This window comes from Prevotella veroralis DSM 19559 = JCM 6290 (assembly GCF_000377625.1).
In the GTDB taxonomy this organism is placed as follows: domain Bacteria; phylum Bacteroidota; class Bacteroidia; order Bacteroidales; family Bacteroidaceae; genus Prevotella; species Prevotella veroralis.
Map to the genome: position 1 here is coordinate 24,498 of NZ_KB898327.1, position 19,582 is coordinate 44,079.

The window sequence follows — 19,582 nt, forward strand, 5'->3', positions numbered from 1 at the left end:
GGTCAATCCAAATAATTTGCTAACACACACACACACACACACACTATATATGCGCACCTAGCGTACAATAACACATTTTTTCTTCTCGCATACGCGCGCGCGAAGCGTGCCGTAACCCCTGTAAACAAAGGACTTTTAGTAGTTTCCTTTGTTCGCTTTTTTATGTCCTTTTTCCAGCTGAAAAAAGGGCTGATTTATGGCATTTTTAATTCAACAAACAATTATAAAAATGAAGAAAGAACTATTAAGAAAACAACATTATGCCTCTCCTTGGTGCAAGGTTATCGAGATGGAGACGGCAAACTTGATCTGTGCCAGTCCTAAGATCAAAGCAACGCCCAGCGGTCCTGGATTTACAGAAGAAGATTGGGACAATGAGCAGACCATAGACGACGGAGATGAGAACGAGTTTGAATAGGTTTATTCCTAGAACAGTAAAAATTAATTAACAACAACAATGAAAAAGATTTCTATTTTATCATCAATAGCCTGTGCAATGCTTGTGATGCTGACAACGGCTTGCAGCAATGAGGATAGCACAAATGGTAAAGGAGAGTATGTACAGGCTGCACAGTTCCGCATAGTAGAAGAGGATTTCGGAGCTGACAACCAGACAACACGTGCCGTTTCCGCTAAGGAGACGCCAACCATAGCAGAGCTCAATGACTGCGAGGCAGAGACCAGCATAGAGAACGATCCAACAGCGAGTATCGCCGCCCGCACACGTAGCGTGACAACTCCTGCGCATTATACCATCCGTGCTTATGATGGAGGCGCATTGCGAGGCGAACTGAAAGGAACTTTCAGCGGCTCAACATTTACCCCTGATGCCAGTACGCCTGATCATATAGAGCTAAGTTATAACCGCACCTATACTTTTGTCTGCTTCAATGACAAGGTAACCCCAAACGGCAATCAGCTTGAAGTAGCTTTGGCAGATGCTGGCACAGCACGCATTGGACGGGTACAAGTAGCTATTGGTACGACAGATAAAACCATTACGATTGCATCCAAACATGCTGGTATACGCGTTCGCACGCAGATGGTGGCAAAGAAGGATATTCCTGCTATTTCAGCCGCACTACAATCTACTGCCAATATTCCGCAGACCGTATCATACGATCCTGCTACAGGAAGCTATACAGCAACGAACTCGGCACCAATGACAGCCGAAGCCAATAACTTTGCTGCCAGCACTGAAACCAAATATTCGGCTTCAGCCTATGGCAAGAATTATGCTTATACCTCTACAGCTGATTACCATTACATTCTGCCAGGGACAGACCTTGCAGCATTGAAGCTGAACTTCACAGGCGGTGTTTTGTTCAACGAAGCCCTTAATGGCACTGTTCAGCCTGCTAAGACAAGTAAGACAGTCGTTTCTAATGAAACCTATATGGTCAAGGTAAAGATGATGCCTTCTTTCCTGTACCTGATGAGTGACGGAACTGTTGGTAAATTCAAGGAAACAACCTTTGGTGGTGGAACGAAGACACCTATAGCAGTAGTCATAGATAAAAACAAGCACATGGCTGTGGCATTGAAAAATGCTGGTGCAAGATGCGCATGGGAACTTAATCTTCTTGGATATTTGGATGTGAATACCCACAGTGTAGATATGAATCACCCAGAGACTTCGCTTACGACTGACGCAACCAGCGGTAAAGATGAGACATGGGATGCAAGCTACAGCACAAGCCTTGTCAATGGTGACAAGGTGAAAGGAAAGAACCCAGACTACCCTCCCTTTAAAGCAAGTGCAGACTACGGCAACAGCATTACCTATACTGGTTCGCCTGCACTGACATGGTATCTGCCGTCTAACAGTGACTTCCGCATATTATATAATAACCTTGGATTTGGCGACAGAAGTACCGTCATAACAGATATACAACCACATTACCAAACTGCTACTACATACGGATGGTATGGTGAATTGATGAATGATGCTTTCACAAGCGTTGGAGGCACAGCTATGAGCGGACGATACTGGTCAAGTACACTGTTCTATCAATCTGGAGCCAGTAATTATGCCTGTGGAGGATGGATGATGGTGGAAACTCCATCCCTGCGCTGGACATATTTCCCAGACCATAATATGGTAGGTTCCGCACGTCCTTTTGTTGAATATTAAATACCTTATATCTCTGCAAAGTATATCCCAATAGGAAGGCAATCGTATTCCCAATAGGAAGACGAGTGTGTTCCCAATAGGAAGACGGAGACATTCCCAGTAGGAAGACAAGAGCTTTCCTATTGGGAATATAAAACACTTAACATTATTCATTTAATACGTTAAAAACATGATTAGTTTTAAAGTTGTCGAGCGCGTGCTTGGCGTAGGTCCTAGAAAAGGACAGAAAGCTTATGGCGCAGAGCCAAAGTCTATTAACAAGTTCTCACAGGCATGGCTTGTTGAGCGTATCGTGCGTGAAACCTCATTGAGTGAGGGCGATGTACGCAATGTGCTCATCACGCTGCGAAACATTGTCAAGGAAGTTGTCACCTTAGGTGGTTCACTCGATTTAGGCGATATCTTCTCTATCCGCACCGCAATCCCATCGAAGATGGAGAAAGAGGCAAAGGATGTGTCTGCTGCTTCATTGAAGCGTCCCCGCATCATCGTCCGCTGGAAGTCGGCTGTTGCAGATGCACTGAAGAAGATTGAAGTGGAGGTGGATAACCCTGCAAGAAAGAAAGGTCTCACCCCCAACCCCTCTCCAAAAGGCGAGGGAAGTGAAGAGAACCCTGGACCACAGGTAGGGTAAAAGCCATCCCAAGCCCAGACCTCATCCCACCCCTCTCCAAATGGAGAGGGGAAATTGAAAGTACTGGTTGATAGAGAGTTACAGCAATAGGAGGAGGAAAGAAGCTACTCTATCTTAAAATTTCATTCCTGTACCTGAGAAATATATCTTAATACCATTCTTCCATTCAAATAACTTTGCTGAATTAGACCATTTTATACCTAAAAGGAAGCATAATATGGCTATTTCGTTCATATAGTGTTTATATTTGTTAAAAGATATGTGTGAGCTACACAATATTACAACAGGATACATTATATTTGCATCTGCAAAACCTACAAGGTAAAAAAATAACGACCTTGTGTTAGATAACCAAGTCCTAAATACAACACCCCAAGGACACCTAAGTCAGATAATTTATTAACAAACTCAACTATAATCAATGAGAAAAGGAAAGATTCTACCAGTAAGTGTTTTCCTATCTTGCTGCTGTCTTAACGCGTTTGCCAGTGGTCATGTCAGTTCATCTGACAATCTCGGCAAAAACATGGTTACAGCAATTACCAAGGCAATAGGCACAGGTATCTTAGGAACACAACAATCGAATGGTGATGTAAAAGTTAACGGTACTGTCGTTGACAACGCCGGTGAGCCAATTATTGGTGCAACGGTAAGAGTAAAGAACTCTCAAAGTGGTACAGCAACTGACCTTGACGGTAAATTTGAGTTAAACGTCCCTAAGGGTTCAACGCTTATCATCAGTTACGTCGGAATGCTTACGCAAGAAGTTCAAGTAACAGGTTCTTCTGACCTAAAGATTACCCTGAAAGACGAAGCCCACAAGATAGACGAAGTTGTTGTAACCGCCTTAGGTATCAAACGCTCAGAGAAGGCTTTGAGTTATAACGTACAGAAGATTGGTGGCGAACAACTTAGTGCTGTTAAGAATGTAAACTTTGTAAACAGTCTGAATGGTGCTGTCGCCGGTGTGAACATCAATGCTTCAACGTCAGGTGTTGGTGGTGCTACTCGTGTTGTCATGCGCGGTACAAAATCTATCACTGGTGGTAACAACGTTCTTTATGTAATCGATGGTGTGCCAATGCTCAATAAGAGTGGTGGTGATGTTGGTGGTGGTCGTTATTCAAGCCAACCAAGTGGTGAAGGTATTGCTGATATTAACCCAGACGATATTGAGAGCATCAACGTTCTTACAGGTCCTTCTTCTGCTGCCCTCTATGGTTCAGCTGCCGCTAACGGTGTTATCATGATTAATACGAAACGTGGTACAGAAGGAAAGGTAAGGGTAGCTGTTTCAAGTAGTATGGAGTTCTCTAATCCTTTTGTTATGCCAGAGTTCCAAAATACTTATGGCAACAAAGCAGGTTCTTTTGAGAGCTGGGGTGATCGTTTAGCAACACCGTCTTCTTACAATCCTAAGAACTTCTTTAACACTGGCCATAGTTACATCAACTCTGTAACATTGACAACAGGTACAAAGACAAATAAGACGTATATCTCAGTTGCAACAACCAATGCAACTGGTATATTACCTAACAACAAATACAATCGTTACAACTTTACAGCTCGTAATACAAGCGACTTCCTCAATGACAAGTTACACCTTGACGTGAGTGCTAGTTACATCATCCAGAACACACAGAATATGTATCGTCCTGGTGAGTACTATAACCCATTGACAGCTGTTTACCTTTTCCCACGTGGAGAGGATTGGTCAGCAGTACAGTTGTACAAGCGTTACGACGCATCACGCAAGTTTGCTACACAATATTGGCCATACGGTGATCAGGGTATGCAGTTGCAGAACCCTTACTTTATTGTTAACGACATGATGACTCCTACAGAGCGTAAGCGTTACATGTTCATGAGTAGCTTGAAGTATGACATTCTTCCTTGGTTAAATGTTACTGGTCGTGTACGTGTTGATAACACTAACACTGAATCAGAGAGTCGTTTCCACGCAAGTGGTCAGGGCATCTTGTATGCAGGTACATACGGTAATGGTATCTACAACCACTCTCAGAGCATCGATCAGCAGACATACTTGGATATGATGTTCAATCTTGATAAGAGTTTCGGTACTGATTATCGCTTAACAGCTAACCTTGGTGCCAGCCTCGAAGACTATCGCTCAAGTGGAGTTGGTTTTGGTGGTCCTATCCTCAAGGTTCCAAACTTGTTCTCTTCTGCAGCACTTGACCCAGTAAACGCGATACCTAATGACTCCGAGTTCCGTAAGCGCAACACAGCTGTCTTTGCTAGTGCTGAACTCTCTTGGAAGGATATGTTGTTCCTCTCAATGACAGGACGTAACGACTGGAGTTCACTCTTGGTAAATGCAAAGGAACCTTCTTTCTTTTATCCTTCTGTAGGTTTATCAGCCATTATAACTAAGATGGCTAAACTTCCAGAGTTCATTTCATTCATGAAGGTGAGAGGTTCATATACAGAAGTAGGTTCTCCTATCCCTGATCGCTATCGTGGCGTTACACGCGGAACAGTGACCTACCCTATCTCTAATGGTATTCCTTCTACTCGTACCATCATGCCTTTCTATGACTTCAAGGCAGAAAGAACGAGATCATACGAGTTAGGTTTAGACCTACGCATGTTCAACAACAAATTGAACCTCGACCTTACTTGGTATCACTCTAACACCTACAACCAGACCTTCTTAGCAGAGCTCTCTGCCACATCTCCTTATTCTGGTTTGTATATTCAGGCTGGTGACATTGCCAACACTGGTGTAGAAATGTCTTTAGCATATAACGACCATGTTGGTGCTGTAGACTTTGAGTCACGTCTTGTATATAGCCGCAACGTCAATAAGGTAAAGAAGTTGGTTCGTGATTATCACACAGGTATTGACAATCAGGTAATCAACTTCACAGAGACATCTGCTGGTGGTGGCTTCATCCGCGAGGGTGACAGCATGGGTGATGTATATATCACAAAGGTGTTGAAACGTGATGCATCAGGTAAGATTGCTGTTGGTGCAGATGGTAGTCTGTCTTCTATGGACTTACCAAACGGTCAACGTCTAAAAATTGGAAACACTAACCCAGACTTTACTTTAGGTTGGAGAAACAATATCTCATGGAAAGGTCTTAACCTTTCATTCCTAATCAATGCACGTGTTGGTGGTATCGTAACTTCTGCAACACAGGCTGTTCTTGATCAATTCGGTGTATCTAAAGCCACAGCAGATGCACGTGATCGTGGTTATGTAGAGGTTGCAGGTGGACAGAGAGTTGACCCACAGAAATACTATGAGGTCGTTGCTAACCAGCAGTTAATGGGTTACTACTACTATAGTGCAACTAACGTTCGTCTACAGAACATAAGTCTAAGCTACACATTGCCTAAGACTCTATTAGGACAAGGCTGGCCTGGCGTTACTGTTGGACTCATCGCTAATAACTTATGGATGATTTACAACAAGGCTCCATTCGATCCTGAAGTTGCTGCTTCTACTGGTACCTATGGTCAAGGTAGTGACTATTTCAGTGCTCCTAGCCTAAGAAACATTGGATTTAGCTTGAAACTTAACTTCTAAAATAAACTTCTTATGAAAAGAAATATTAATTCTATTATATGTGTTTCGGCTCTTGCCGCATCACTATTAGCATCTTGTCAAGCTGACTTTGAGGATATAAACCGTGATCATCGTCAGCCTACAGAAGAACAATTAGAGCAAGATAACCTCAATGTCGGTGGTTTTGTTACTTCTTTCGAAGAGAGTATCTTCCCTGTAGGATCTTCTGGTACAGGTTATGTTAACGATTATCAGATTCCTTACACACTAGCAGGTGCATGCTGGATTGGCTATATGGCACCAGCTCAAAATAAGTGGGTTGGACGTGGTTTCCCTAGTTATGCTCTGAAGCCATGGAGCCAGTATACCTACAATGTAATGGCTGGTAATGCCTTCCGTAACTTCCTTGACGTTAAGAAGCGCACAGCTAATGATCCGGAAGGATTAGCAATAGCACAGATTATTAAGGTCGCAGCCGTCCACAAAGCTGCAGATACCTTTGGTCCTATTCCTTATACTAAGGCTGGTATCGCTGGTGCTACAACAGCTGAATACGACTCACAAGAAGATGTTTATAAGGCTATGCTAAAAGATTTGGACGACGCTGTTCAGGCTCTTAGCAATGGTGGACATGATGTGTTCCCTAAGTATGATATCATTTACGAAGGAAATTACACTAAGTGGTGTAAGTTTGCTAACTCTTTAATGCTTCGCTTGGCTATGCGCATTGTTTACGCTAATCCAACGCTTGCACAGCAATATGCAGAGAAAGCAATCAATAATCCTTATGGTGTAATTGAGTCTGCTAAAGACGCTGCACAGCTATCTAAGGGTGCAGGTGTTTCTCTACGAAATCCATTAGTAATTATCAATGGTAGCTACAATGACGTTCGTATGGGTGCAGAGATTGAATCATACCTCAAGGGTTATGATGATCCACGTATTGCCTCTTACTTTGTAAAGTCAAAGAACAATGGTATCGAAGGTTACTATGGCGTTCGTTCAAGTATTCCAAATACAACAGACTACTTGGATAAGACAAAGTCATCTTCTCTCAATGTGCAAGATGCAACACCTATTTACATCATGAAGGCTTCTGAGGTTTATTTCCTACGTGCTGAAGGTGCACTTCGTGGCTGGAACATGGGTGGTGGCTCTGCACAGTCATACTATGATAAGGGTATTGCTACTTCATTTGAAGAGAATGGTTTAAGTTCGGCACAAGCAACTGCTTATGCCGCAAATAGTACAGCAAAACCAGCTAACTTTATTGATGCACAACACTCTGAATATAATGCAACTGCAGCCTCTACGATCACTATCAAATGGGAAAGCAGCGATACCTTTGAAAAGAACTTAGAGCGTATCATCACACAGAAGTACCTTGCTATCTATCCTGATGGACAGGAGGCTTGGTCAGAGTTCCGCCGCACAGGATACCCTCGCATATTCCCTTCTGTTCTCAACGCAACAGATTGTGATGTTGATGGTGACCTCCGTCCTACACGTATTCCATACTCAAATGATGAATACACCAAGAACCTTGTAAACATTCAGAAAGCTGTTCTATTATTGAATGGGCCAGACAATGGTGCAACACGTGTATGGTGGGATAAGAAGATTAAATAACCCTTATAAAGATTATTCAAATGAAGAAATATTATATTTTCGGTCTCTTAGCATTGCTCTTCGCTACTGTTAGTTGTAGCGATTGGACAGAGCCTGCAACAAAGAATATCGACGGACTCTTAGCTGATGCTGATGCTGCACAGGCAAAAGCACATGAAGCCTATCTTGCTAACCTCCGTGCGTACAAACAAACAGATCACCAAGTCACCTTCGGGTGGTTTGGTGGCTGGACGGGAGAGAACCCAGCTTCACGCTGCCTTTATAATCTCCCTGATAGTACAGACTTCGTTTCTCTTTGGGATGGTTTCTCTAATCTAACAAAGGCACAACAGACTGACTTGAAGCGTGCTCAAGAAGAGAAAGGTATCCGTGCATTGGCATGTGCTCTTCTTTTCGACATTGGTAAAGGTGTAACTCCTGCACAGCCTAAAGCATCAAAGGACAAAGGTGAGACTTGGGAACAATACAACCACAACTACTGGGGTTGGGTAGATGGTGATGAGGATAAGATCAATGCTGCGATTGTAAAGTATGCTAATGCGATCTGTGACACTATCTATAAGTACAATCTTGATGGTTTCGATCTCGATGCAGAACCTTATATCCCACAGCCATTCCACACCAATAAAGAGATGTGGCAAGGTGATCGTATGAACCTCTTCATCCGCACTATGGGCAAGCGCATCGGTCCAAAGGCAGAGACAGAAGAAGGAAGAAAGAAGCTGTTAGTCGTAGACGGTGAGCCTTACTGGTTCTCTGCAGATATGGCTCTCTACTTCAACTACTACATCCTTCAGGCTTACAACTGCTATTCTTACACTGATCTTGACACACGCTTCCAGCAGGTTGCTAATAAATTTGCGTCAAAGCAATCAGCCGAAGAGGTAGCTCGCAAGCTCATCGTAACAGAGAACTTCGAGGCATACTCTGCTAAGGGTGGTGTAAACTTCACGACTCGTGATGGAAAGACTGTCACATCTTACCTTGGTATGGCTCAATGGCAACCACTAAAGGGACGCAAGGGCGGTATCGGTAGTTATCACATGGAGAAAGATTATGCAGCTAATCCTTCTTACAAATACCTACGTCAAGGCATCCAGATCATGAACCCTGCTGTAAAATAACTAAAACATAAATAGACAAGATGAAACATATATTTCAATTCTTAGGTATCGCTTCTATAGCATGTCTCACATGGTCATGTGCAAATGTAGACTATGATGAGGTGGGCAATGAAGACAAGTTACCCAACGCAATATATATAGATGGTGCAGATGTTGCGCCGATCTCTAAGCTCACAGTAGACGCAGCTGGTGGTAAGGCTAGCTTTACAGCTCGCGCAGCAAATAGACTATCATCCAATGCTAATCTAAAGTTTGCCATTGATGAGGAAGCACTGACTAAGTACAATGAGGCAAATGGCACACACTATAAGCTATTGCCTGCAAAGTATTACAGCTTATCAACAGAGAATCTCACCATTGATAAGGCAAACATCTCTAATGGTACAATTGATGTAAACGTTAAGCCTCTTGGTACCGATCTAGATGCTTCAACAAAGTATGCTATACCTGTGAAGATCGCTTCAGCTGATGGCGCAAAGCTCCTCGGTTCAAGCTCAGTAAAGATCTTCGCTATCGACCGCGTACTTTACACAACCGCTCTACGTCAGAAAGACTTCTACTTGAAGACCATCTTCCCAACACCTTACACCGGCTTACAGGAGTGGACAATGTCTTACGCTATCAAGCTTGATCGCAACAAAGACAACCAAGCAGTTCTCTCTCCAGACTTCTATTCTCGTGTCACTGCTGATGGTGCCTTGCAGATGAAGGTAGGTGAGACTGACGACCCTAAGGCATTTGCTAAGACAAAGCTACAGCCAGGTAAGTGGTATTACATCGCTTGGGTTTATAAGAACCAGCATGTAAGATGCTACATCAATGGCGTACTTGATAACGAGTTCGACGTACCAAAGGTTGAGACTTTCACTAAGTTGAACATGAGTTGGGGCGCATTCGAGGGCTATGTTCGTGAGATTCGTCTCTATAACAAGGCACTCACAGCATTCCAGGTAGCTGATAACTTGTACATTGAAACACCTGACAATCCAGACTTACTCTTCTATGCTCCATTAGACAAGAAGACTGGTATTAAGGATGTATCAAAGAAGCAGAATACGATCAAGGTTTATGCTGCTGGCTCAAACGATGCTACAGAATATAACCAAAGCCTTCTTACATGGTCGAATGAGAAGTTCCCAGAATAACATTCAATAAGTAACTAAGCAATATGAAAAAGAACATATATATTATAGCAGTTGCACTCGCAGCTACAACCTTTACGGGTTGTAGCCACGATTACAACTATGATGGCGAGTACGACATCCCAGGTTATTTCCATGGTTCTGACCCACGAAACAACTTGGTTTACTTCCCAACTAATGTTCAGGAATATACCAACGACTTTGTTGGAGACATTCCATTGGGTGAGAATAGTCACACATTTAACTTCACTGCAAACATTAGTCGTAATCTTACTAACGCTACTAAGGTTCAGGTGGCATTAGCAGCTGACGCTCCATTGTTGGCTACTACCTACAAAGATTATCAGGTCGCTACTGCTGACCAGATATCTCTTCCTAACAACGGAGTATTTGACTTTGCAACTGGCACAACCCAAGTAAACATACCCGTCACTGTAAATAATCTCCAGAAGATTACCAAACCAACAGTCGTACCAGTACGTATTACGCCTTCAAGTGCAGACTTGAAGAATCCATCAACAACCAAGCAGGACTATGCTTACATCGTTATTCAACCTAAGGATGTATGGACAGCTAAGCTTGTTGGTGAAGGTGGAATAGCAAAGATTGGTGCTTCTACTACGACATATACAAGTGGAACAACATTGAATATTCGCTTTGCTACAACCAAGCAGATTACTGAAGACTGCAAGGTAGGACTAGAGCGTGACAACTCTCTCTTCAAGAGTGAGGGTAACAAGAAACTTGCACCAGAAGGTATCTCTGTCGCTTCACAGGTAAATGCAAAGAACTTATCAGAAGTGCAAACTACCGTAACATTGCAACATCCAGAGAAGTTCACAGCAGAGGGCTTATACATCCTTCCAATGCGTGCAGTATATTATGACAAGGCAGGTAACAAGCATTACATCCAAGGCGGTGAGGTGCTCATCCCTATTAATGTTGCTGATATCCACTTCGAGGCATCATCCTCTGCTCCATCAGGTAGTAAAATCTCTAGTTCAGATTACACCATCACTACTTCTAATCCATTCTCTTATGGTTCAATAGAAGATTTGTTTGATGAAGATACTGAGCAGTTCACTTATCTTCCACAAGGTACAACAGACATTACTATCGATTTGAAGCACACAACGAGCGTGAAGGGAATGAGCTTAGGAATATATATCAATAGTGATTATGCTTACTATCCAGACTACGTAAAGGTTTATGGTAGTACCGATGGTTCTAACTGGCAACTCATGTCTGACAAGATTACTATGAACCAAACAACTTGGAATGACATCGTTGCTACGAAGACTACAAATGTGCGCTACATAAAGATTGAGTACCACACACCAGAGGCTTTTGGTTCATTGTCAGAGATCGAAATCTTTAAGTAATACCGATAATAAGTAAACTTCCTCGTGGGTGTTTACAACAAGCAAATATAAGAGGCTGTATCGCTTCTCTTGCCACTACAATAGGTGGATAATGAGATGAGGTACAGCCTCTTTTTGTGTCATATATAGACAGCAGATATGTGTTACCACCGTTACACGTATGTGCTATTACTTGTTACACATAGGTGATATAGAAGTATCATCAGCATGATACTGGAGTATCATCAGGATGATACTGGAGTATCATTAGGGTGATACTGGAATATCATTAGGGTGATACTGGAATATCATTAGGGTGATACTGGAGTATCATCAGCATGATACAACAAGGAGAAGACGTCAAACGAATCAGATGGAGGATAGGTTCTCCTACAAACAAAGTAACGCCCTTCTTGACTTGAGATAAGCGTTATCTCGCATCAAGAAGGGCGTTTGCTATATTTAAGACAAGTGTGTCTGCCGCTCTCCTACTCTACCAAACGATAGAGACCAACCTCACTAATGGATGGAATGTCACGTACTTGATGAATAACCAAACGTACTTCTTTCGCTGTTTGAGGAACGAATTTCAACAGGCGCTTATGTCCTATCGTTGTACCCTCCGTCACCTTCTTCCATTGTCCTTTGGCATCTTTTATCTCCAATGAGAACTGCTCTACTCGCTGTCCCTTTCGGATATCTTCTTGCACAGAAAGCACATTGAATGTCGCTGGTTGCTTGAGTTTAAACAGGAAAACAGCCGTACCCTTTTTCATATTCGGACGGACGGATGTATCGTAATTATCATCTATCAAATTCTGCCCTTTACCCTCTCGCAACTGACAAGTAACTTTCGCATTCGCTAAAAGGTTATGCTTAAAGGTAGTATCATATAACTGACGGAAACCACGAAGGCTCTTCACATCTGCCTCCGCGAGCTGTCCTTCCTTATTCGGAGGGAGATTCAAGAGTAAAACTCCATTCATTCCAACTGATGAGAAGTAGATATTCATCAACTCTTTGGGTGTCTTTACCTTATTGTCCTGATCCTTATGATAGAACCAACCTGGGCGTATGGAAACGTCAATCTCTGCAGGATACCATACGAGAGACTTTGCTTTCTCAATTACTTTCCTGCTTCCTAAATCCTCTCCACGCATATCGCCAACAGGCTGAGTCAGCATTTCCTGTTGAGAGTTCTTAGCTATGGCATCCTGGTTGAGATTATCCTTTGGAACAACGCTCCACTCCATTTCACGCCCTTTGCCCGTCTCTGTTCCAACCCATCGAACGTCTGGTCCCATAACTGCTATCACTGCATCGGGTTGTAATTTGCGGATGACTTCATACCAACGCACAAAGTCATAGTGCTGCTTCTTACCGTTAGGTCCTTCACCGCATGCACCATCAAACCATACTTCACTAACCTTTCCATATTGCGTGAGTAACTCTGTCAGTTGCTTAACAAAGTAATCGTTATATTCTTCTGTACCATAGAGCTTAGAGTTACGATCCCATGGCGAGAGGTAAACACCAAATGACATACCATACTTATGACAGGCATCACTAACCTCACGAACCACATCGCCCATTCCGTTCTTCCATGGCGATTGCTTCACACTATGGTCAGTATAAGCTGAAGGCCATAAACAGAAACCATCATGATGCTTACATGTAAGGATGGCACACTTGAATCCCGCCTCCTTTAACTCACGTATCCATTGGTCGGCATCGAGGTTAGTTGGATTGAAGATCGCAGGAGATTCCGTTCCATCGCCCCACTCCCTGCCTGTATAAGTATTCACACCATAATGTAAGAAAGCTGTCAACTCCTGTCGTTGCCAGTTGAACTGACGAGCAGAAGGAACAACATTTGCAGCTTTCTTAATAATGTCTGCGGGCGAATCAGATGGATTGATAACAACAAAATTATGCTCCTGAGCATGCGCTACAGGGAGCAATGCAGGCATACAAAGCAAGCAAGAACTTGCTATCGTAGCCCTCAGAATTTTCGAGTAGGCTTTATTCTGCATACGAATAGGTAATTGATTGTAAATTAATTTATGTATTACTTCTCCGCAAAAGTACGACTTTCTCTTTAGATAATCAAACTCTGCTATCACAAAAAGGATATAAAGACTCCTAAAAGCAGAACAAACGACTGTAAACGACAAATAGCCCAGAAATAACACTTTAATTGGTAAATTATAGTTAAATGTTTCGATAAGTATAAGTAAATTCGTAACTTTGAATCCGCTTTACAAGACAACCCAATAAACAAATGAATCTAAAAACTAAGAACCGAGTGACGGTAAACGAAAGCCAGAACAAGCAGCATAGTCCAGCAACGTGGGTACCAACACTTTACTTCGCAATGGGTATGCCCTTCGTCGTTCTCAACATGGTTTGCACGTTAATGTATAAAGGTATGGGAGTTTCTGATGCTCAAATTACCTTTTGGACATCGCTCATCATGCTTCCGTGGACATTCAAACCGTTATGGAGTCCATTCCTTGAAATATACAAAACAAAGAAGTTCTTTGTTGTTCTCACACAAATCCTTACAGGATTGTTGTTCGCATTAGTAGCCTTTGCACTGCACCTTCCTTCGTTCTTCGCAATCACCATCGCCATACTAGCAGTAATTGCGATGAGTGGTGCAACACATGATATTGCAGCTGACGGAACCTATATGTCAGTACTTTCTAATGAGGAACAAGCCCGTTGGATAGGCTGGCAAGGTGCATTCTATAACATTGCAAAGATTGCAGCAACTGGCGGATTGGTATATCTTGCAGGTACGTTTATTAACATCTTCGGCGTTACCAAGGCATGGACAATTATCATGCTCATTATCGCAATCATAATGGTTGCTATTGGTATCTACCATTATTTCATCCTTCCTAATCCAAAGAAAGAAGCACAAGAAACACCTCAATCACTTAGTGATTCATTAAATGAATTACTCAAAGTATTTATTGATTTCTTCAAAAAGCCACATATTCTATACTATATCTTCTTCATCATTCTGTATCGATTTGCGGAAGGTTTCGTGATGAAGATTGTCCCTCTCTTCCTTAAAGCACCCCGTGCTGAACAAGGATTAGGGCTTACCGAACAAGAGATTGGGCTTTGCTATGGCACGTTCGGGGCTGCAGCTTTCGTCATCGGATCTATCCTTGCAGGTTATTATATTGCTCATAGAGGATTGCAGAAGAGCTTATTTTCACTTGCGTTAGTATTTAACATTCCCTTTATCGCTTACACACTCTTGGCTATTTATCAACCAGAAAGCTTGGTATGGATTGGTGGCGGTATCGTAATGGAGTACTTCGGGTATGGCTTCGGCTTTGTGGGTCTGTCACTATTTATGATGCAACAGGTTGCTCCAGGTAAACATCAAATGGCACACTATGCCTTTGCCAGTGGTATTATGAACCTCGGAGTAATGTTGCCGGGTATGCTAAGTGGTTTCTTTAGTGACCTCCTCGGCTATCGTTTGTTCTTCATCTTTGTATTGGTATGTACCATCCCAGCATTACTAATTACATGGTTCGTACCATTCACTTACCCAGACACAACTAAGAAAGAAAAGGCTTAATAAGCACCTAAATAACAAGTATAACATTCAAACAATATAATTAAAACCAAAACTTATGAGATTAATCATAGAACCCGATTACAATCAGTTATCTAAATGGGCAGCTAACTATGTTATCGAACGTATCAATGCTGCAAAGAATCAAACAAAACCTTTTGTTCTCGGTTTGCCTACAGGTTCGTCACCAGAGGGTATGTATGCAGAACTCGTTAAGGCTTACAAGGAAGGTAGAGTGAGTTTTAAGAATGTGGTTACATTCAATATGGATGAGTATGTGGGACTACCTGAAAGTCACCCACAAAGCTATCATTCATTCATGGCGGAGCATCTCTTCAATCATATTGATTGTCCAAAAGAGAACATCCATATACTTAATGGTAATGCAGAGGATCTACAAGCTGAATGTCAACACTATGAGGACATGATCCGTGAAGCAGGTGGTATCGATCTCTTCCTCGGAGGTATTGGTCCTGACGGACACATCGCCTTCAATGAGCCAGGTTCATCACTTCGCTCACGTACACGCATCAAGACATTGACATCTGACACTCGTATCGCAAACTCGCGATTCTTCGATAATGACCCAGAGAAGGTTCCGGCACATGCTTTAACAGTAGGTGTTGGTACCGTGATGGACGCTAAGGAAGTCCTTATCCTTGTAAATGGTCATAACAAAGCAGAGGCTCTTCACGCTGCTGTTGAGGGTGGCATTACCCAGAAATGGACAATCAGTGCCCTTCAAATGCACGAACATGGAACCATCGTTTGTGATGAATCTGCAACCGACAAGTTGACTGTTGAAACATATAAATACTTTAAAGATATAGAAAAGGAGAACCTATAATGAAACTAAATCTAAGTTCGCAAATCGTACTCAACCAAGTTTCTAAGGAGTTTTATCACCCATCATCTGCTATCGAGAGATCAGAGATTACACGCTTTGAAAAGGTGCCTACTGATATCTTCCCAACCATCGAAGAGGGTGCCGCTGACATAGCGAATCAACTTGAGATTGATATTAAGAAGAGGGAGCAGGAAGGTCGACTATTTATCATGGGTATCGGTTCCGGCTCATCTCTCACACCAATATTTGAAGAACTTATCAAGCGTCATAAAGCTGGCAAATTGAGCTTCAAGAACGTTGTTATGTTTAATGCTTACGAGTACTTCCCACTGAATGCTGAGAATGTAAATCGCAGTATCAATCAATTGAAACAACGCTTCCTTAATCATATAGATATCGAAGAGAAGAACATCTATACGTTGGATGGAACGATTGCTCAAGACAAGGTACAAGAACATTGCCATGCCTATGAACAGTGTATTAAAGAGCTTGGTGGACTTGATGTTATCCTATTGGGGATTGGTCGTATGGGTAATATTGCAACCAACGAACCAGGTTCTAGTCTCACCTCTGCATCACGCCTTATCCTCATTGATGAGACTGCACGCGAGGAGATGAAGATGAGTTTTGGCTCACAAGAGACCGTTCCTCCATGCTCTATCACTATGGGTATTAGCACTATACTTGCCGCTCGCAAGATTTTCTTAACAGCATGGGGCGAGGAGAAGGCAGATATCATCAAGAAGACTGTTGAGGGTAAGATTAGTGAAACTGTACCAGCATCTTACTTACAAACACATAATGATGCTCATGTAGTAATCGATCTCTCTGCTGCCGCAAAACTTACTCGCATCCAGCATCCTTGGCTTGTTGCTTCATGCAAGTGGACCGATAAGCTGGTACGCTCAGCATTGGTGTGGTTGTGCCAAATCACAGGTAAACCAATCCTCAAGCTAACGAATAAAGACTACAATGAAAATGGTCTTAGTGAGTTATTAGCACTCTATGGTTCAGCTTACAATGCTAATATTAAGATCTTTAATGACCTTCAGCATACTATCACTGGATGGCCAGGTGGTAAGCCAGATGCCGACGACACCTATCGCCCTGAGCGTGCTAAACCATTCCCCAAAAGAGTGATTGTATTCTCTCCACACCCTGATGATGATGTTATCTCAATGGGAGGAACACTCCGTCGACTAGTACAACAAGGTCATGATGTACATGTGGCTTATGAAACATCAGGCAACATTGCCGTTGGAGATGAGGAAGTTGTACGCTTCATGCACTTCATCAATGGCTTTAACCAAATATTCGGCAACGAGCAAGATGAAGTTATCAAGTCTAAATACAAAGAGATTAAGAACTTCTTGAAAGGCAAGAAAGAAGGTGACATTGATACACAAGATGTACGCACTATCAAGGGACTTATCCGTCGTGGAGAGGCTCGCACAGCTTGTACATTCAATCAGATCCCACTCGACCACGTACACTTCTTGGATCTTCCTTTCTATGAGTCTGGTAAGATTGAGAAGCTCCCAATGAGTGAGGCTGATGTAAACATTGTTAGAGACCTCATCACTAAGGTGAAACCACATCAGATTTATGTTGCTGGTGACTTGGCAGACCCTCATGGTACACACCGTAAGTGTACTGATGCTGTACTTGCTGCTTTAGACCTTGAGAAAGAAGCTAAAGCAGAGTGGCTAAAGGATTGTCGCGTATGGATGTATCGTGGTGCATGGGCAGAATGGGAAATTGAGAATATCGAAATGTGCGTTCCTATCAGTCCTGAAGAGCTACGTGCTAAACGCAACTCTATTCTCAAACACCAGAGTCAAATGGAGAGTGCTCCATTCCTCGGAAACGATGAGCGACTCTTCTGGCAGCGTTCGGAAGACCGCAATCGCGGGACAGCTAAACTATACGATGACCTCGGCTTAGCTTGTTATGAGGCTATGGAAGCATTCGTTGAATACAAGTTCTAGTATCTAAAGGGGCTGTAATAGAAAGAGTATCTTTAGATTACAACCTTTGAAAGAAATAACCCTGTACCTACCTTCCAAGGGTAGGTACAGTTTATACAAACCCCAATATAATCATGTTCTCATCGATTAGAACAGTGATTATTACTAAACAAAACAATCAAAAACTTCCCCATTTAACAAAAATGAGAAAGCAAATTATCTTTTCACTTATTCTCTCTTTGTCATGTTTGACAGGGTATGCAAAGACTATCCAAACACCTAAAGATGATGGTGAATTTAGAACCATTGTCTTTGACGGAACACATAGCACCGTCCCTTACCGCATCCCTGCAATCACAGAAACACGCAAAGGAATATTGCTCGCAGTATGCGACTATCGCTTAAACCACAGTGATATAGGATGGAACAATCGCAATGGTTTATGGCAGATTAACGTTGTTATGAAGACAAGCCAAGACTTTGGTCGAACTTGGTCAGACTCTGTTTGCGTTGCACGTGGTAATGAGCATGCAACTAACCCTGTACGTGCTGCCTTCGGTGACCCAAGTATTGTAGCAGATAGAACATCTGACAATGTCCTCCTACATTGCGTTGCGGGAAAGTCAGGATACCAGACAGCAACCCGGCAGAATCCACAACATGCAGTATTCTTCCATAGTAAGGATGGTGGTAAGACATGGGACAATGGTATTGAGCTAACCGAGATGATACATGGTCTTTATGATGGAACACTACCCAACGGAGGCAAACCTGATGGTATATTCCTTACATCAGGTAAGATCATGCAAAGCCGCTATATACGTAAAGGTAAGTTCTATCGCCTTTATATAGCACACCCAATTAGGCAAAAAGGCGTGGATATCTGCGGTACATTTGTTATCTACTCTGATGACTTCGGATATACTTGGCATACCCTTGGTAACCCTTCAGTCGCTCCTTCAATAGCACAAGATGAATCAAAGCTAGAGGAGTTACCTGATGGTAGTGTATTACTTAGTTGCAGGAATGTATATGGTGGAAGACGATTCAATGTGTTCACATATACCAATGCAAAAGAGGCTACTGGGGCATGGGGCAAAGAGGTAATGCCTGAGAATATGACCGCTAAGGAAGTAAATGCATGTAATGGTGGTATCCTCATCGTACCAGCTAAGAGGAATATTGATGGGAAACAACTCTTCGTCGCCCTACAATCTGTTCCTCTCAGTGCAAAGCGTGATAGCGTTGGTTTCTATTATAAGGAAATAGCTCGTTATGCTGATTACTCAACAGCAGCGGCACTTGGAAAGAACTGGAAGAAAGGACTACGTGTAACTGACGAATCTTCTTGTTACTCCACAATGGTTAATATGTCTAATCATCGCATAGGCTTCCTTTACGAAGTTCGCGGGCAAAATGATGGCTATGACATAGAGTTTGTTAGTCTCTCATTGAATGACATCACGAAAGGAGAATACACGATTCTTCCACATGTTGACCGCACGCAATTCCTCAAAGATGCAGCTCTTGCAAAGAAAGGAAAGACTCAACCAACTTACAAAAGCAATATAAGAAAGAAATAAGAACAGACTTTTATACGATCAATTTATT

Annotated in this window: 13 protein-coding genes; 12 read left to right on the plus strand and 1 reads right to left on the minus strand. The window is 42.5% G+C overall.

Going from position 1 to position 19,582, the window contains the following annotated elements; translation table 11 throughout:
• Positions 1-229 precede the first annotated feature (229 nt).
• From D464_RS0103790 to D464_RS0103825, 8 genes are all read left to right on the plus strand, one after another.
• Positions 230-418, plus strand: a complete 189-nt coding sequence (locus D464_RS0103790; protein ID WP_024985934.1) for a hypothetical protein — start codon at positions 230-232, stop codon at positions 416-418.
• A gap of 39 nt (positions 419-457) precedes the next feature.
• Positions 458-2,134, plus strand: coding sequence for a hypothetical protein (locus tag D464_RS12500; RefSeq protein WP_154649580.1), 1,677 nt, complete (start codon positions 458-460; stop codon positions 2,132-2,134).
• 169 nt (positions 2,135-2,303) lie between these two features.
• Positions 2,304-2,768 (plus strand): HU family DNA-binding protein, encoded by a 465-nt coding sequence (locus D464_RS0103800; RefSeq protein WP_018910213.1) that lies wholly within the window; start codon positions 2,304-2,306, stop codon positions 2,766-2,768.
• A 421-nt stretch (positions 2,769-3,189) separates the two neighbouring features.
• On the plus strand, positions 3,190-6,324 hold the full coding sequence (locus tag D464_RS0103805) for a SusC/RagA family TonB-linked outer membrane protein (protein ID WP_018910214.1): 3,135 nt from the start codon (positions 3,190-3,192) through the stop codon (positions 6,322-6,324).
• 12 nt (positions 6,325-6,336) lie between these two features.
• Complete coding sequence (locus D464_RS0103810) at positions 6,337-7,932, plus strand: RagB/SusD family nutrient uptake outer membrane protein (protein WP_018910215.1); 1,596 nt, start codon at positions 6,337-6,339, stop codon at positions 7,930-7,932.
• Positions 7,933-7,952: 20 nt separating this feature from the next.
• Positions 7,953-9,056, plus strand: coding sequence for a glycoside hydrolase family 18 (locus D464_RS0103815; protein WP_018910216.1), 1,104 nt, complete (start codon positions 7,953-7,955; stop codon positions 9,054-9,056).
• Positions 9,057-9,076: 20 nt separating this feature from the next.
• The gene (locus tag D464_RS0103820) at positions 9,077-10,201 is read left to right on the plus strand and encodes a DUF1735 and LamG domain-containing protein (protein WP_018910217.1); all 1,125 of its coding nucleotides are present in this window, start codon (positions 9,077-9,079) and stop codon (positions 10,199-10,201) included.
• A 23-nt stretch (positions 10,202-10,224) separates the two neighbouring features.
• The gene (locus D464_RS0103825) at positions 10,225-11,580 is read left to right on the plus strand and encodes a discoidin domain-containing protein (protein WP_018910218.1); all 1,356 of its coding nucleotides are present in this window, start codon (positions 10,225-10,227) and stop codon (positions 11,578-11,580) included.
• Between the two features lie 467 nt (positions 11,581-12,047).
• Here the strand turns inward: D464_RS0103825 and D464_RS0103830 are convergent, their stop codons facing one another.
• On the minus strand, positions 12,048-13,592 hold the full coding sequence (locus D464_RS0103830; protein ID WP_018910219.1) for an alpha-L-fucosidase: 1,545 nt from the start codon (positions 13,590-13,592) through the stop codon (positions 12,048-12,050).
• Between the two features lie 248 nt (positions 13,593-13,840).
• On the opposite strand from D464_RS0103830, the gene D464_RS0103835 reads away from it, so the two are divergent.
• The 4 genes from D464_RS0103835 (at position 13,841) to D464_RS0103850 (ending at position 19,554) form a co-directional block, all read left to right on the plus strand.
• Positions 13,841-15,160 (plus strand): MFS transporter, encoded by a 1,320-nt coding sequence (locus D464_RS0103835; RefSeq protein WP_018910220.1) that lies wholly within the window; start codon positions 13,841-13,843, stop codon positions 15,158-15,160.
• Between the two features lie 55 nt (positions 15,161-15,215).
• The gene (nagB, locus tag D464_RS0103840; protein ID WP_004384445.1) at positions 15,216-16,004 is read left to right on the plus strand and encodes a glucosamine-6-phosphate deaminase; all 789 of its coding nucleotides are present in this window, start codon (positions 15,216-15,218) and stop codon (positions 16,002-16,004) included.
• Positions 16,004-17,992 (plus strand): glucosamine-6-phosphate deaminase, encoded by a 1,989-nt coding sequence (locus D464_RS0103845; RefSeq protein WP_018910221.1) that lies wholly within the window; start codon positions 16,004-16,006, stop codon positions 17,990-17,992. The genes nagB and D464_RS0103845 overlap by 1 nt, the downstream gene beginning before the upstream one ends.
• 182 nt (positions 17,993-18,174) lie before the next feature.
• Positions 18,175-19,554 (plus strand): sialidase family protein, encoded by a 1,380-nt coding sequence (locus tag D464_RS0103850; RefSeq protein ID WP_024985901.1) that lies wholly within the window; start codon positions 18,175-18,177, stop codon positions 19,552-19,554.
• The last annotated feature ends 28 nt before the right edge of the window (positions 19,555-19,582 follow it).